Consider the following 15,762-nt stretch of genomic DNA (forward strand, 5'->3'; position numbering starts at 1 on the left):
AACAATTTGTAAATGCTCAAATATTAGTCTTTTCACGCAAGGAAAAAATGCGTAAAATGCGCGCCCTTGCCGATGCGAACTGTGAAGACATTTTGAGAATAGGAAACTATCAACTTAAGAACAATTTGATTGTTGCTCCCATGGCTGGAGTTACCGATAGACCTTTTCGAGAATTGTGTCTTAAATACGGTGCTGGAATGGCGGTCAGTGAAATGATGTCTTCCAACCCGAAGCTTTGGAAAACTGCAAAGTCAAAACAGCGTATGGTTCATGAGGGTGAATCTGGTATCCGCTCTGTACAGATAGCCGGAGCCGATCCGACACTCATGGCTGAAGCCGCTCAATTTAGCGTTGAGAATGGCGCCCAAATCATTGATATCAATATGGGCTGCCCGGCGAAAAAGGTAAACAAAAAATTAGCGGGCTCTGCTCTACTGAAACACCCAGATATCATCGAAGATATTTTAAAAGCAGTGGTAGATGCAGTCGATGTACCAGTGACATTGAAAACTCGCACAGGCTGGGACACAGAGAACAAAAACTGCGTCCAAATAGCCAAGTTAGCCCAAGACTGCGGCATTCAAGCTTTGGCCTTACACGGCCGTACAAAAGCTTGTATGTACAAAGGAGAGGCCGAATATGACAGCATCAAAGCGGTCAAGCGCGCAGTTAATATCCCAGTGATTGCCAACGGTGATATTGATAGCCCTAAAAAAGCGAAACAGGTACTTGAGTACACTGGCGCAGACGCTTTGATGATTGGCAGACCCGCACAAGGTCGACCATGGATTTTTAAACAAATCCAACATTATTTGGAAAACGGCACAGAAATGCCCGATCTCCCTACCGAGGAAGTGAAAGGTATACTGCTTGGCCATGTAAACGCTCTACATAATTTTTATGGCGAGTATTTAGGACCTCGCATCGCGCGTAAGCACGTTGGTTGGTATTTAAAAGAACATGGGCAAGCCAGTGAGTTTCGCCGTACTTTCAACGCCCTAGAGGCTGCTCCGCAGCAACTCGAAGCGCTAGAAAGTTATTTTGATAACGTTGCATCATAATTAGAGAAGAGCTAGACATAATATGTTCGAACAAAATCTGACATCAGACGCTTTAACAGTAACTACTGTGACTTCACAAGATCAAATCACTCAAAAACCATTACGTGATTCCGTTAAAGCTTCTCTTAAAAACTATCTTGCTCAATTAAATGGTCAAGAAGTCTCTGAATTGTATGAATTAGTTCTAGCTGAAGTTGAGCAACCTCTTCTAGACACTATCATGCAATACACTCGCGGTAACCAAACTCGCGCAGCAACTATGATGGGTATCAACCGTGGTACTCTTCGCAAGAAGCTTAAGAAATACGGCATGAACTAATAAAAATTAGTTTAATTATTTGCTTTTAAGGCCCTAGATAAGAGATTGTCTAGGGCTTTTTTATATCCGCTAATAACCGTTTTTATCATCAAAACCTTTAGTTACAGACAGTATCAATTGATTGAAATAATAGGATTGCTCCCCTTGCTAAGACCATAGTCGCAAAGTGGCTTTTTCTAACTAAACTATGACACTTGATTTATATCCATGCGGTTAGTCTTTGGACAAATAAAACAAGAGGATAACCAGCTATGAGCTATAAACATATTTTAGTGGCCATCGACCTCTCTGAGGAAAGCAACTATCTAGTGAAAAAAGCAGTAGCCCTTGCAGAATCCCTACAGGCTGAACTGTCACTGATTCACATCGACGAAAACTACAACGAACGCTATATCGGACTCATTGATATTAATTTAAAGACCAGAGAGGTTTCAGAAGAGTTTGTAACTAAGTTAGCAGATAACACAGACTACCCTATCAAAAACACCTTTGTTGGTAGCGGTCACCTATGCGAAGAACTTTGCCATACTATTCGTGAGTTCGATATCGATCTCCTTGTATGTGGTCACCACCAAGATTTTGTCAGTAAGTTCTCTTCTTCGGCGAAGAAAATCATCAATCGCTCACCTATAGATATGTTGGTTGTACCTATTATCAAAGACTAATAGCCATACTGTTGCCGTTTGCTCACTGAGATCTACTTCCTTGGTGAGTAAACGATATGCACCATTTAATATCGACTAAATCTTCATCAGCAAAATCTTTACGGCAATCCCCCACATAACGATACCAACAACAAAATCAAGCACCTTCCAACAAATAGGCTTGCTGAAAAGAGGCGTCAGCACACGAGCACCATAACCGAGAGAAAAGAAAAATATCCAAGAAGCAGTTATCGCTCCGAACGCAAACATGGCTTTTTCACCAGCGTAGTTGGTGGAAATCGAGCCAATCAGAAAAACGGTATCTATGTAAACGTGCGGGTTTAGCCAAGTGAATGCTAAACAAGCGAGGATAGCCTGAGTATGCGTCACCTTCTTTCCGTTATGGATATCCATGCTTTCCGTATCAAACAATGCCGCTCTAAAGCTCTTTAAGCCATAAAACGCAAGAAATGCCACACCAAGATATTTCGCTACTAACGAAAATGCTAGCGTAATTGACGCGATATGGTTAACCCCATAAACACCAATCAGAATCAATATGACATCAGATAGCGCGCAAATCGTACATATAGACAAAACATATTGCTGTTTTAAGCCTTGTTTCAACACAAACGCATTCTGTGAGCCAATGGCCAAGATAAGGCTAAAGCTCAATGCAAGCCCAGAAAGAAATCCGTGCATTGAATAATTCCTGACAAATAGTAGTGATAGAAGAAAGGTGTTATTACCATTTTCACAACCTTACTACAAATTGGCTAATACCTTGAGCAATCAATGCGACCGCTCAAGATAGACCAATATAAAAGTTGGTATGTTAATATAGGCAACGAGTTAACTTATGGGTATTGATGGCTAACAGTATGGATGTTTGGTGCTTTGAAGCGGAATCCGCGTGCCAAGAATTCTACAGGTTTGTTACAACCAGTCACTTATGACCTTACTAACCGATATGGCTGGCATGTTAAGTTACTGGACTAAAACACAACGAAAACTCAATTGCTCTAAAAAGCAATATCCACACTATTCAAAACACTATTAATTACGGAATCGTATAAACATGTTGGGACAATTACACCACGTCAGCCTGACCTGTCATTCAATACGGCCTTGCATTGAATTCTATAACCGCTTTGGCTTTGTTGAAGAGAAGAGTTATGAAGATCAAGATCTTACTATCACTTTACTGAAAAGTAACCAAGGCACTCGCATTGAGTTATTTGAATTTAAGAACCATTCAGAAACAAATGTCGAACGTGACTTTTTAGATATCAAAAAACGAGGTATTTCCCACCTAGCAATAGAAGTTATAAACATTGAAGAGTGCTACTCAAGTCTCAGCAATTTGCAGAAATGCAGCCCAATTGAACAAGCTCGGCTAGGGGGCTTTCAGTACTTCTTTACTACAGATCCAAGTGGAAATAATGTCGAAATATTAGCTGCCTACCAATAGAAAAACATTATAATGTTAAGTTTCCCTCAAAGAGCAACGGTCGTCTCTGACAACGCATTTGAGTTTTATAACATTGCCGCCTTTGCTGCAATTATTGGCTTTAACATTTCGTCGAGTCTGCAAACAAAACCGCTATCTTCTACTACTCGATAATGTCTAGATGTAAAAAAGGCTCCAATTTGGAGCCTTTCTAAAGTCTGTTAGGTCGCTAATGAGAAACCAATACCCACGCTTTGTGTTCTGTGGTTGTATTCTATTAAGCTTTGGCCGTAACCGTTGAAGTACTGTAGCATCATGCTCATATTGTTCAATAAAGGAATGGTGTAATCCACTTCAACCGCGCCTCGCTTCATGCCACTTTCTACATTTGTCACCGCGACAGAGGTTGTCATTTTGTTGTCAAACTCATATTCATAACGAATTTTTTCATGACCCAAATAATGCGCGATATCTGGATTGTGTAGTTCACTAGATTGTGGCTTAAAGATTAATACCCATGGTTTAACACTCAGTAGCCAATGATGGCCTGATGTCTCTAAGTTAGCATAAACACGGTTCCAGCTACGCTCGTAGTCACCACCACGACCATTCGACTGGTGAACAATCCCATAGTTAATGCGCCAGTTTTTATGAAAGTGATCAGATAAAAACACTTCAGGCATGTAATTAGTTTCCCTAAAGTATTGGGATTTCGCATAAAACTGCCAATACATCAACTGGGTGTAACCTGCATTCAAGCTGTAATCGGGGTTACCTAGCATGTCCTTCCAAAGAGGCATTCTAAAACTGAACTGGGTTTTGAATTCTTCACGCATGACAGATTGATTATCTGGTGTTTGGCCGTTGTAAACCTCTTGATCTGGGCTACCTGTGTAGTAGAACGGCAACACATATGTAGGCTGATAGAAACTGATACCTCCAGGAATATCGCTGATCTTCTCTTGCTGTCGGATCTTTCTTTCTAAAATAGAATCCGAGTCAGGAGATAAAGAAGTCAGCATTTTGGAGAAAGTACTATCGTCCTTTTTTGCTGTTTGTTTAGGTTGATCAGTTTTGACTGTTGAATCAGTAGAAGCAGTGTCTATTGGCTGGCTTGAGTCCGCCATCACTTGGCAGCTTATCAATGCTCCCAATACCACTGCCATAGATTTAATTTTTAACGCTTTCATTTTTAGCACTCTTTTACTTATACAATACGCGGTTAAATAAACTGCGCGCAGCGAATGCTAAACGAGCAAAGTTTAAACATCAATGCCGAATCTTTCTCATCCATTAGAGTTGACACAACTCTGAAATTTCTCTGTAGCTTCGATTAAATGTGATACGTGTCAAACATCATAATCAAACGATATAGATGAGATTATTTACATTTAATTCAACTAAAAGCTCTAAATATTTAGATCTATATAAAAAGTTGAAGCTATAGTTTTATTAGTTTCGTTCAATCAGGAGTGACAATGAACATGACTCTTCGTGAAAAGTGGATGGAAGGCCTAGTTTGGCTAATTGCCACTTTGTTGTGCCTGTTTTTATACAGCGTCGGGCCTGCAGCCATCGTTTTGATTGCTGCAGTAATTTCGTTATTGCTCTCCGCTAAAGCGTCAAAAAACAGCGAAACTCCAGAAACAAGTGACTCCAACAACAATAATACCATTGCCTCTCTGATTGAAAGTGAGTTAACGGTCAATGCCGTCAGTACTGCTGAAGTCTCCTTTGCAATTGACCAACTCAAAGTACAAGCCAGCAATGAAGTTGAATCTGTTCATCATATCGCGGAAACATCAAAGGAAATCACCGAAACCCTTACCGTTACTTCAACTTCCGCTCAGCACGCGTTAACTGCTGCTAAAGAAATGCACAACGTCGGCACTCAAGGGATGAAACAACTTGGGACCGCAATCGAAGGTATGCAGGAGATAAGCAGTCAAACTACCGCTTCAGTTGAGCAATTGGATAACCTAGATGCACAAGTGAACCGAATCAAAAGCGTTGTCCAAGTTATCGAAGATATTGCCTCACAAACCAACTTACTCGCTTTGAATGCTGCGATTGAGGCCGCACGCGCTGGGGAGTTTGGTCGAGGGTTTGCCGTGGTTGCGGATGAAGTAAGAGGACTTGCTGAGCGCACATCTCAAAGCACTGACGAGGTCGCCCATATCGTTCAGGAAGTGTTTAATGAAACTCGCGAAGTAATTAAAACAATTCAAGAGCTCTCTTCAAAAGTAGAAAAAGGCGCGGCGGATATTGAAAGCGTAGGAGAGCAACTTAAAACTATCGCCTTTCAAGCACAAGATGTTGAGCATCAAGTTTCCGACATCACTCAAGGTATCAAGACAAATGAAGGAGGGCTGCTTCAAATAGCGAGCTCAATTGAAAAAATGAACAAGGAGTTAGAAGACTCCGATGCTGAACTTTCCAAATTGCAAAAAGAAGGCGAAAAGCTGATGGGGATTGCCGAGCATATTAATGGCGTTATGGTCGAGCACTACAATAAAAGCATTCACTGGCCCTTTTATAAACTCGCGTCTGACCTCGCAAGAGAAATTGGCGAATGCTTTGAAAGAGACATCGCATCGGGCAAAGTATCCGAGCAAGCTCTATTCGACAGGAACCACACGCCATTTGGTAGTTCTAACCCTCCGAAATACAATACTAAATTTGATAAGTACTGTGACACGATACTTCCTAACCTACAAGAACCTGTTATTAAGCAAAGAGACGAAATCATCTATGCAATCGCTACCGATGATAAAGGCTATGTCCCAACTCATAATGACCAATTTTGCAAACCATTAACTGGTGATGACAGTGTTGACATCATAAACAACAGAACTAAACGTATTTTTGGTGATCGTGTTGGCTTGCGATGTGGAGAACACACTAAAACCATGCTGTTGCAAACCTATAAGCGCGACACTGGAGAGATTATGCACGATATTTCCGTTCCAATATATATAAAAGGCAGGCATTGGGGAGGCCTTAGAATGGGCTACAAGCCACCTAAAATGTAGTACTCAGCTGCCCATAAATACTCGATAACACTACAAGCTTAAGACTTGAATATGCTTAAACATGTAGCACTTATTTCAATGTAAAACGTGAAGAAGAAGGTAAGCGTTGTCTTATTTTACAGACTCAGATCAATCATTTCTCGAGTTATGCTTCTCGCACCTACCCTTAATCTACACCCTTGACTACAGTTATTACTATCAATAATAAAAACAGCATCAATGGCTAGCCAGCGGAAACTTTAATCAAGGAACAGTACGATGAACTCACTAGCCCTTCGTTCACTAACTATTCAAAAAAGACTAATTTTGATGATCGTAGTACTGATGATTGTCATGATGATCCCTCTTGGTTACGTCATTAATCAGTATGAATCTGACTTAATGAGTGCCAAGCAAACCAAGACACGCCACCTTGTGGAAACTGTGTATAGCTTGATTGATCATTATCATAAGCTACAAGTCAGCGGCACCTTATCTGAGAAGCAAGCACAAGAAGCCGCTCACATGGCGGTCGCCCAACTTCGTTACGAGTCAAAAGACTATTTTTGGATTAACGACACTCAGCCAGCCATGATAATGCACCCGATCAAACCCGCTCTTAATGGTAAAGATCTCTCCAATCTCAAAGATCCTACAGGTAAAAAACTATTTGTAGAATTTGTTGACGTGACAAGAAAGCATGGTGAGGGTTTTGTCAGCTATATGTGGCCCAAACCGGGCTCAGAAACAGACGTGGAAAAAATTTCCTTCGTCAAACTTTTTAAGCCTTGGGGTTGGATTATCGGTAGTGGTGTTTATGTCGATGACGTTGATGCTTTAGTCTGGCAGAGAGTTCAACTGGTTTTGGTTGCCTTAGCATTATCCCTAGTTGTTGCAATCGCGCTTGCGGTATGGATTAGCCGCAGTATTAGTAGTCCTTGTAAAGAAACACTCGATGCTCTAAATGAAATCGCTAGTGGCGATGGAGACTTAACGAGAAAGCTTCCAGAGGACGGCAAAGACGAACTATCTCAGATAGCCGTCGCTTTCAACCTATTTACGCAAAAGATTCGTTCTATTGTTCAAGATATGACTCCTGTTGGTGAAGGTATTACTTCCTCAGCTGTGGATTTAAACAATGTTGCGCAAGGCAGCTCTGACAAAGCCAATCAGCAACAGCAGGCCGTCGATACCGTAGCATCTGCAATGAACGAGTTACACGCCAGTAACCAAGAAGTCGCAAATGCCGCTCAAAACGCAGCAACTGCCGCTCAAGAAGCCAGTGATAAAAGTTCTCAAGGCTCAAGTGTTATCGACAAAGCCACCAATCAAATTGACTCTCTGTCAGACTTACTTAGCCAAACCGAAACCAATACCCACAAGCTTGCTCAAGATTCAGAAGACGTAGGTACCGTTTTAGATGTCATTCGTGGTATTGCAGAACAAACGAACTTATTGGCGCTGAATGCGGCAATCGAGGCTGCCCGTGCAGGTGAGCAGGGTCGAGGCTTTGCTGTAGTTGCCGATGAAGTAAGAACTCTGGCAACAAGGACACAATCAAGTACCGATGAAATTGAACAGATCGTCTCTAGCTTGCAAGGCCGTGCGAAAGAAGTGACCGAATCGATGGCCCAGACGCAGGTGCAATCTGCACAAACTCAGGAACAAGCTGCAATGGCCAAAGAAGCGCTAGGCTCGATTGAAGAGCAGGTTAACATCATCTTGTCTCTCAATGAGCAAATTGCGGAAGCCAGTTCCCAGCAAACACTCGCGACAGATGAAATCAGTCAAAACCTGACCAATATCGCCGATAACAGCGTACAAACAACCTCTCAAGCCGAATCGGTGGCGAAAGCCAGTCAGGACTTGATGGAGAGTGGTAAACAACTACAAAGAAACTTGAGAATGTTTAAAGTTTAATACCCAAAGGTGAGCCTGATAGCTTGCTACTCAGGCTCATTCAAAGCAGCTAAAATTGAGCAATGTGCGGCGCTGTCAGTCGTGTGACCACAGCAAGCATCATTAATTTTCTTCAACGCTACACGTATTTTAGTGAGCTCTTCGATTTTCTGGTCGATGGTTTCAAGCTTGCTAGACGTCACCGCTTTCACTTCCGCGCAGCTTCTTACCGTTGCTTCCAGTTTGATTTCTAACAACTCTCGAATTTCTTCTAAGCTTAATCCTAACTGTTTGGCTTTCAAGATAAAATTAACCTGTTTTTGGTTCTCTTCATTATATAATCGATACCCTGCGTCGCTTCGCCCTGCAGGAGAAATCAAACCATTCTTTTCGTAAAATCGAAGTGTGTCGGAACTCACATGACACCTTTTTGCCAACTCACCGATTTGAAACATAATTTTCATCCCTTTCTACTTTGATATTTCTATCTAAATAACCACAAACTTGTTATTTTTTCGCCATGCCAAACGATTGCGCGAGCTTTTTAAGAATAAATTCGTTAGAATGTGCGCCGTCGTTCTAGAGGCAGTTGTAACCTCATAAATATAGGTAAGATCTTTACCAAAGCTGAGATGCAAGCATCCAATCGTTCGTGTGTCGCTTAGCGCTCTGTTTTGGCAAACACCTTAAACTATATAACCCGTGAATTTGAGGAAGAAGGTAGCATGAATAACGCTCGTCCTATTCGCCGCGCACTCATCAGCGTATCAGACAAAACTGGCATTGTGGAGTTCGCGAAAGCGCTTTCCGACCGTGGCGTCGATATTTTATCGACTGGTGGAACCGCTCGTCTGTTAGCTGACAATGGTCTAGCTGTGACTGAAGTTTCAGATTACACAGGCTTTCCTGAAATGATGGATGGCCGAGTAAAAACTCTACACCCTAAAGTACACGGTGGAGTACTTGGACGTCGTGGTCAAGATGATGCCATCATGGAAACTCACGGAATCAACCCAATTGACATGGTGGTTGTTAACCTTTATCCGTTTGCCGCAACCGTAGTAAAAGAAGGTTGTACACTAGAAGATGCCGTTGAAAACATCGATATTGGCGGTCCTACTATGGTTCGCTCTGCCGCGAAAAACCACAAAGACGTAACTATTGTTGTGAATGCACATGACTACAACCGTGTTATCGCAGAAATGGATGCAAACGAGAAATCCCTAACTTTAGAAACTCGTTTTGACTTAGCAATCGCTGCTTTTGAGCACACAGCATCTTATGACGGCATGATCGCAAACTACTTCGGTACTATGGTGCCTTCTTACGGCGAAAATACTGAAGGTGATGCTGAATCTAAGTTCCCGCGCACTTTCAATCAACAGTTCGTTAAAAAACAAGACATGCGCTACGGTGAAAACAGCCACCAAGATGCTGCTTTCTACGTTGAAGCGAACCCAGAAGAAGCGTCTGTTTCTACTGCACGTCAAATCCAAGGCAAAGCACTTTCTTACAACAACATCGCAGACACTGATGCAGCCCTTGAGTGTGTGAAAGAGTTCGCAGAGCCAGCTTGCGTTATCGTTAAACACGCAAACCCATGTGGTGTTGCTCTGGGCGAGAACATTCTTGAAGCATACAACCGCGCTTACCAAACTGATCCAACGTCAGCATTTGGCGGCATCATTGCTTTCAACCACGAGCTAGACGCAGAAACTGCGGCAGCCATCGTTGAACGTCAATTTGTTGAAGTGATCATCGCACCAACAGTATCTGCTGAAGCGATCGAAGTGGTATCCGCGAAGAAGAACGTTCGTTTGCTTGTATGTGGTGAATGGTCAACGAAGACGACTGGTTTTGATGTTAAGCGTGTAAATGGCGGTCTATTGGTACAAGACCGTGACCAAGGTATGGTGTCGCTAGATGACCTTAAAGTGGTATCAAAACGTCAGCCAACGGATGAAGAGCTAAAAGACGCTCTGTTCTGCTGGAAAGTAGCAAAATATGTGAAATCTAACGCTATCGTATACGCAAAAGGTGATATGACAATCGGTGTTGGTGCAGGCCAGATGAGCCGAGTTTACTCTGCTAAGATCGCAGGCATTAAAGCGGCAGACGAGAACCTAGAAGTTGCTGGCAGCGTAATGGCATCAGACGCTTTCTTCCCGTTCCGCGATGGTATTGATGCAGCAGCAGAAGCAGGCATCAAATGCGTTATCCAACCAGGAGGCTCTATGCGTGATGAAGAAGTCATTCAAGCAGCAGACGAGCATGGCATGGCGATGATCTTCACTGGCATGCGTCATTTCCGTCACTAATTACAATTGAGGCGCTCTCTAGCGCCTCTTTTCACATATTTTAAGGATATATACGATGAATGTTCTTGTAATAGGCTCAGGTGGCCGTGAGCACGCATTAGGCTGGAAAGCAGCTCAAAATCCAAATGTAGAAACTGTATTTGTTGCGCCTGGTAACGCAGGTACCGCTCTAGAGCCAAAACTTCAAAACGTTGCTATCGGTGTTGAAGACATCGAGAGCTTAGTGAAGTTTGCTCAAGACAATGCTATCGAATTAACCATTGTTGGCCCTGAAGCGCCATTAGTTATCGGCGTCGTTGATGCTTTCCAAGCGGCAGGCTTACCTATCTTCGGCCCAACAGAGGGTGCTGCACAACTAGAAGGCTCAAAAGCGTTTACTAAAGACTTCCTTGCTCGCCACAATATCCCGACGGCGGCGTACGCAAACTTTACTGAAATTGAGCCAGCATTAGCTTACGTCCGTGAGCAAGGCGCGCCAATCGTGGTAAAAGCTGACGGACTAGCAGCTGGCAAAGGCGTAATCGTTGCAATGACGCTAGAAGAAGCTGAAGATGCAATCAAAGATATGCTAGCGGGCAATGCTTTTGGCGAAGCAGGCAGTCGTGTCGTTATCGAAGAGTTCCTAGAAGGCGAAGAAGCGAGCTTCATCGTTATGGTTGATGGCAAGAACGTACTGCCGATGGCCACTAGCCAAGACCACAAGCGCGTAGGCGACAAAGACACAGGGCCAAATACTGGCGGAATGGGTGCATACTCTCCTGCTCCAGTCGTTACCTCTGAAGTTTATGACCGCATCATGCAGCAAGTGATCTACCCAACGGTAGAAGGAATGGAAAAAGAAGGCCACCCTTACACGGGCTTCCTCTATGCAGGTCTTATGATCGACGGTTCGGGTAACCCGAAAGTGATCGAATACAACTGCCGCTTTGGCGATCCAGAGACTCAACCAATCATGATGCGCATGCAATCAGACCTAGTTGAGCTTTGTTTGACAGCTATTGAAGGCAAACTTGACCAAGCAGAATCTAAATGGGATCCACGCGCGTCAATCGGTATTGTTCTAGCTGCAGGTGGTTACCCAGCGTCCTACAACAAAGGTGACGTCATTTCTGGGCTGCCTAACGAAGAAGTTGCTGGTGAGAAAGTATTCCACGCAGGTACTGCTGAAAAAGATGGCAATGTAGTGACCAATGGCGGCCGTGTGCTATGTGCTACCGCTCTTGGCAACTCTGTTTTTGAAGCTCAAACACAAGCTTACAAGCTAGCGAAACAAATTGACTGGGATGGCATGTTCCATCGTAACGATATTGGCTATCGCGCCATTGCGAGAGAACAGCAGTAACCTACAAGAAAGGCGCTCCAGAAGAGCGCCTTTCTTAAATTCTAGACGTATTATTTATTCCTTGATGTAGCTCGGCCGAGCAATACACTGCTGGTTTTCATCAGCCATCATTAAGAGCTTATCTACTTCTACCGTTTTTCTAGACACCTTGCCTAGAAAAGCGACGTAGCTTTCAACTGAAGAAAGACGATTGACGACAAATTTCGGTAATGATTTATTGAAGTCTAACTTATCGTATACCTTACCATCGCAAGACTTAAATACTTTCCCTGTCCATATCCCTTGAATTAATACCGTTCCTTGTGTCTTTTGTTGATTAACGACGGCGGTTACCGTTTGCGCTTCTTGAAGATAACGAACAAGTTGTGCTTCATTTAAAGGTAGGATGTGTCCGCCTAGACGATATTGCTGGTAAATGGCTTCACCATCAGAATTAAAACGAATCACGACACTGAAAGGCACCATGCCTTGCTTGTCAGTGAGCGTCTGACCTTTTCTAATTAGCTCTTGTACTTTTCCATCGTTCCACTTGTAGTAAGTTTTATACCAGCCAGATTTACCATCATTAACATAGTCTGAACTGGATATTGGATTTTCAATGGTTTCTGTTGCCCAGTAGAAGCTAGTCGCGTCGCCCATAATCTCGCCACCAGTGTATTGGGTAGTTTTATCTAACCCAGTAGTGGAAGAGCAACCCGCTATAGAAGAGATAATTAAAAAAGGCAGAATGAGCTTTTTCATAAGATAATGTAACACCGAGATATTGACTACCTCGGTGAAGTGTAACTTACTTTACAGAATCTTTCAGCGCTTTGCCTGCTGCAAATGCTGGAACATTAGCTGCAGCGATTTGGATTTCTGCACCAGTTTTTGGGTTGCGCCCAGTGCGAGCTGCGCGGTGGTTTACTTTGAATGTACCAAAACCAATTAGTTGAACCTGGTCTCCCTCTTTAAGCGCATCAGTTACGCCATCAAGAGTTGCTTCAAGAGCAGATTTTGCTTGAGCTTTAGACAGATCCGCTTTTTCAGCAATAAAGTCGATTAATTGGGTCTTGTTCATTAGGTTTCCCTTCTCGTGTGTTATCGGAATTCAAGCTCACTCTAAAGCATAAATGCCCTGTCTGGCAAAGGTTTGTAGCCAATCTTTCGCTTTAATGACGTACTTTTAACCATAATATGAGTATTAACTCACAATTTGCTACTAATTGACCGCTACTTAAGGGCTGGAGAGGCTTGTCACAGTGCAACTCTATGCGCAAAGGTACGTATTGAACATTGCTAATGAATTTCGAAGATGAGCTTCGTCAACTCATTTCCCAATAGAAGTACAAACAATTCGTTTTTAGCTTCACTAGCTCAATTCTATACCAATATTGCTAATTGACTCCTCTCTCAGCTCTTGGCGCAAATCTTTAATTAAATCAATATCACGTTCTTCCGCATCACGTAACGGCCTAAAAATCGCCCACTGAATATCCCATTCAGCAGAAACGGCTTCGTTGCTTTTCTGGTTCTCATCAGTGATCTCTTCATCAAACTGAGCTTCTTCTAGTTGAGCAACAGTTAAAACAGACTGCTGACTGACTTGCTGCATGCTTTCGAATAAATCATCGCGATCTAATAACCCATGAAGCAAGGTTGATAGAGCCACACAAGCATCAATCGCTGGATAGACAGCATAAAAATCAAACTCTTCTGAGCTCGGAATGATATCTTCTAGCTTTTCCAGTTGACGTTCAAAGTTTATTTTCGCACTTTTTACAGTCAGTAATTCCCATACACTGTCTAAAACTTCACGATAGATTCGTGCTTCAGCATATTCTGTATTGGCGCAAAACGTGGCAAAGTTAGGGTACATGCGCTCACATAGACAAGCCATGAAGGTAATCTGTTGCCATGGTTCAAACTTCTCTAGTCGAACTTGTAAAGGGTTTCGTAGCATAATATTCATTCGTTGCGAAAGAAAAAGACAGCGGAAGTGTACTTGATATGTACTAAGGAAAAAAGCAAGCAAATGAATAAAGTTTACCTACTAACCCACAACAACAACCAATACATCCAATTGCTGCAGAATCTCGGACTACTAGGATTGGAAATTGTCGATAGAAAGGAAGAAGCAAATATTGTCATAGGCGCACCTCCTCTCGCCGCTAAGTGTTTAAATGAATTCAGTTCAATGAAATGGTTACAATCTACTTACGCTGGCGTCGAAGCTCTTATGCAGCCTAATTTACGGCAAGATTACACGCTTACTAATATCAAAGGGATCTTCGGTCAATTCATTTCAGAATACGTGATTGGTTATTCCGTCCAGCATTATCGCCATTTTAGGCAATACCAGAACCAGCAAAACAACAAAACTTGGCAACCACATAGTTACTCATCTCTCATGGGTAAGAAAATGGTCATACTTGGTACTGGTTCTATTGGCAACTACTTAGCACAAACAGCTACTGCTATGGGTTTTATTGTTGCTGGAGTGAACAGAACTGGAATACCAGCAAAGGATTCAGCATTTGCTTCCCTCTATCACGTCAATGAGATCCACTCTGCAATCCAAGATGCTGATGTCATCGTCAATACTTTGCCAGATACACAAGAGACACGTGGACTTCTTAATAAAGCCTTATTCTCAAATTGTCGAAATACTCTATTTTTTAATGTTGGCCGAGGGATCACCGTCGATGAAACAGAGCTCATTGAGTGCATTGAAAACCAGTATATTACCCATGCCTTCCTTGATGTATTCGATTGTGAACCTTTATCCGATGAACATGAATTCTGGTCTCATGAGTCCATAACAGTGACCCCTCATATCGCAGCAACAAGCTTCCCTCGGGATGTAATTGAAGTGTTTAAAACTAATTACGATAGATGGTGTCATGGCTTTAATTTGGAAAATGTCGTGAACTTCGAGAAAGGTTATTAATGTTAGAAGAACTACTAACAGAAATACGCCAATGCCGTTCTTGTGAGCCCAATCTACCATTGGGCGCTAATCCTGTAATACAAGCGAGTTCAGAAGCAACATTGTTAATAGTTGGGCAAGCGCCGGGCACCCGTGTGCATCACACTTCAATCCCATGGAATGATCCCAGCGGCGATCGACTCAGGGATTGGCTTCAGCTCGATAGGGCTAGGTTTTATGACGCAAGAAATATAGCGATCATGCCTATGGGACTTTGCTACCCCGGAAAAGGTAAAACTGGTGACCTACCACCGAGAAAAGAGTGTGCTCCAAAATGGCATCAAAAAGTATTAAATCAACTACCTAATATTGGCATGACGCTACTCATCGGCCAGTATGCGCAAAATTACTACCTTTCTGATAAACCCAAAACATTAACTGAAACCGTTCGTCAATGGGAACGTTGGGCACCGAAATATATTCCACTTCCGCACCCTTCTCCTCGCAATACGCTCTGGCTTAGAAAGAACCCTTGGTTCGAGCAAGACGTTGTTCCTTTCATTCGTAGTTACGTGCATCAGCATTTGGGTAAATGACATTGAGCTGAATTGGTTGCATTGGAGAAGGTGTCATGCAATAAGCGATAACCCCAACTCTATGACCCTCTGGTCTTCCAAAGCATTGTAATAGAAACAATTTCAGAACGACGTATCCCTAAACGCAAAAAAGCCTCAGTCTTTCGACTAAGGCTTTGTATAAATGGCGGAGTGGACGGGACTCGAACCCGCGACCCCCGGCGTGACAGGCCGG

General features: G+C 42.8%; 16 protein-coding genes. 10 read left to right on the forward strand and 6 right to left on the reverse strand.

Going from position 1 to position 15,762, the window contains the following annotated elements:
- Window positions 1-92: 92 nt before the first annotated feature.
- The 3 genes from dusB to ACM2FC_RS20210 all read left to right on the forward strand — a co-directional run bounded on the left by dusB (window position 93) and on the right by ACM2FC_RS20210 (window position 2,045).
- Window positions 93-1,061 (forward strand): tRNA dihydrouridine synthase DusB, encoded by a 969-nt coding sequence (gene dusB, locus ACM2FC_RS20200; protein WP_498482851.1) that lies wholly within the window; start codon window positions 93-95, stop codon window positions 1,059-1,061.
- Window positions 1,062-1,083: 22 nt separating this feature from the next.
- Window positions 1,084-1,380, forward strand: coding sequence for a DNA-binding transcriptional regulator Fis (fis, locus tag ACM2FC_RS20205; RefSeq protein ID WP_498482835.1), 297 nt, complete (start codon window positions 1,084-1,086; stop codon window positions 1,378-1,380).
- A 251-nt stretch (window positions 1,381-1,631) separates the two neighbouring features.
- Window positions 1,632-2,045 carry a universal stress protein gene (locus tag ACM2FC_RS20210; RefSeq protein ID WP_498482836.1) on the forward strand — a complete coding sequence of 138 codons (414 nt, stop codon included), beginning with the start codon at window positions 1,632-1,634 and terminating at the stop codon, window positions 2,043-2,045.
- Between the two features lie 75 nt (window positions 2,046-2,120).
- On the opposite strand, the gene ACM2FC_RS20215 is transcribed toward ACM2FC_RS20210, so the two are convergent.
- The gene (locus ACM2FC_RS20215) at window positions 2,121-2,726 is read right to left on the reverse strand and encodes a LysE/ArgO family amino acid transporter (protein ID WP_498482837.1); all 606 of its coding nucleotides are present in this window, start codon (window positions 2,724-2,726) and stop codon (window positions 2,121-2,123) included.
- Between the two features lie 376 nt (window positions 2,727-3,102).
- Between ACM2FC_RS20215 and ACM2FC_RS20220 the strand changes: the two genes are divergently transcribed.
- Complete coding sequence (locus tag ACM2FC_RS20220) at window positions 3,103-3,495, forward strand: VOC family protein (protein ID WP_498482838.1); 393 nt, start codon at window positions 3,103-3,105, stop codon at window positions 3,493-3,495.
- Window positions 3,496-3,695: 200 nt separating this feature from the next.
- On the opposite strand, the gene ACM2FC_RS20225 is transcribed toward ACM2FC_RS20220, so the two are convergent.
- On the reverse strand, window positions 3,696-4,664 hold the full coding sequence (locus tag ACM2FC_RS20225; protein ID WP_498482839.1) for a phospholipase A: 969 nt from the start codon (window positions 4,662-4,664) through the stop codon (window positions 3,696-3,698).
- 738 nt (window positions 4,665-5,402) lie between these two features.
- On the opposite strand from ACM2FC_RS20225, the gene ACM2FC_RS20230 reads away from it, so the two are divergent.
- Both ACM2FC_RS20230 and ACM2FC_RS20235 read left to right on the forward strand, forming a co-directional pair.
- Entirely contained in the window at window positions 5,403-6,506 is a 1,104-nt protein-coding gene (locus ACM2FC_RS20230) for a methyl-accepting chemotaxis protein (RefSeq protein WP_498482852.1), read from the forward strand.
- A gap of 258 nt (window positions 6,507-6,764) precedes the next feature.
- On the forward strand, window positions 6,765-8,405 hold the full coding sequence (locus ACM2FC_RS20235; protein WP_498482840.1) for a methyl-accepting chemotaxis protein: 1,641 nt from the start codon (window positions 6,765-6,767) through the stop codon (window positions 8,403-8,405).
- 26 nt (window positions 8,406-8,431) lie between these two features.
- On the opposite strand, the gene zntR is transcribed toward ACM2FC_RS20235, so the two are convergent.
- Window positions 8,432-8,839, reverse strand: a complete 408-nt coding sequence (zntR, locus tag ACM2FC_RS20240) for a Zn(2+)-responsive transcriptional regulator (RefSeq protein WP_498482853.1) — start codon at window positions 8,837-8,839, stop codon at window positions 8,432-8,434.
- 270 nt (window positions 8,840-9,109) lie between these two features.
- Here zntR and purH point away from each other — a divergent pair, with 270 nt between their 5' ends.
- Window positions 9,110-10,702, forward strand: a complete 1,593-nt coding sequence (gene purH, locus ACM2FC_RS20245) for a bifunctional phosphoribosylaminoimidazolecarboxamide formyltransferase/IMP cyclohydrolase (protein ID WP_498482841.1) — start codon at window positions 9,110-9,112, stop codon at window positions 10,700-10,702.
- Between the two features lie 55 nt (window positions 10,703-10,757).
- Window positions 10,758-12,044 carry a phosphoribosylamine--glycine ligase gene (gene purD, locus ACM2FC_RS20250; protein ID WP_498482842.1) on the forward strand — a complete coding sequence of 429 codons (1,287 nt, stop codon included), beginning with the start codon at window positions 10,758-10,760 and terminating at the stop codon, window positions 12,042-12,044.
- Window positions 12,045-12,098: 54 nt separating this feature from the next.
- On the opposite strand, the gene ACM2FC_RS20255 is transcribed toward purD, so the two are convergent.
- The 3 genes from ACM2FC_RS20255 to ACM2FC_RS20265 form a co-directional block, all read right to left on the reverse strand.
- Window positions 12,099-12,785 carry a DUF1481 domain-containing protein gene (locus tag ACM2FC_RS20255; RefSeq protein ID WP_498482843.1) on the reverse strand — a complete coding sequence of 229 codons (687 nt, stop codon included), beginning with the start codon at window positions 12,783-12,785 and terminating at the stop codon, window positions 12,099-12,101.
- Window positions 12,786-12,831: 46 nt separating this feature from the next.
- Window positions 12,832-13,104 carry a nucleoid-associated protein HU-alpha gene (hupA, locus tag ACM2FC_RS20260; protein WP_498482845.1) on the reverse strand — a complete coding sequence of 91 codons (273 nt, stop codon included), beginning with the start codon at window positions 13,102-13,104 and terminating at the stop codon, window positions 12,832-12,834.
- Window positions 13,105-13,395: 291 nt separating this feature from the next.
- Window positions 13,396-13,986 carry a YjaG family protein gene (locus ACM2FC_RS20265; protein WP_498482847.1) on the reverse strand — a complete coding sequence of 197 codons (591 nt, stop codon included), beginning with the start codon at window positions 13,984-13,986 and terminating at the stop codon, window positions 13,396-13,398.
- Between the two features lie 72 nt (window positions 13,987-14,058).
- On the opposite strand from ACM2FC_RS20265, the gene ACM2FC_RS20270 reads away from it, so the two are divergent.
- Window positions 14,059-14,973 (forward strand): D-2-hydroxyacid dehydrogenase, encoded by a 915-nt coding sequence (locus tag ACM2FC_RS20270; protein ID WP_498482848.1) that lies wholly within the window; start codon window positions 14,059-14,061, stop codon window positions 14,971-14,973.
- Window positions 14,973-15,548 (forward strand): uracil-DNA glycosylase family protein, encoded by a 576-nt coding sequence (locus ACM2FC_RS20275; RefSeq protein ID WP_498482849.1) that lies wholly within the window; start codon window positions 14,973-14,975, stop codon window positions 15,546-15,548. Before ACM2FC_RS20270 ends, ACM2FC_RS20275 begins: the two co-directional genes overlap by 1 nt.
- Window positions 15,549-15,762: the final 214 nt, after the last annotated feature.

Source organism: Vibrio sp. A37 (assembly GCF_059777565.1).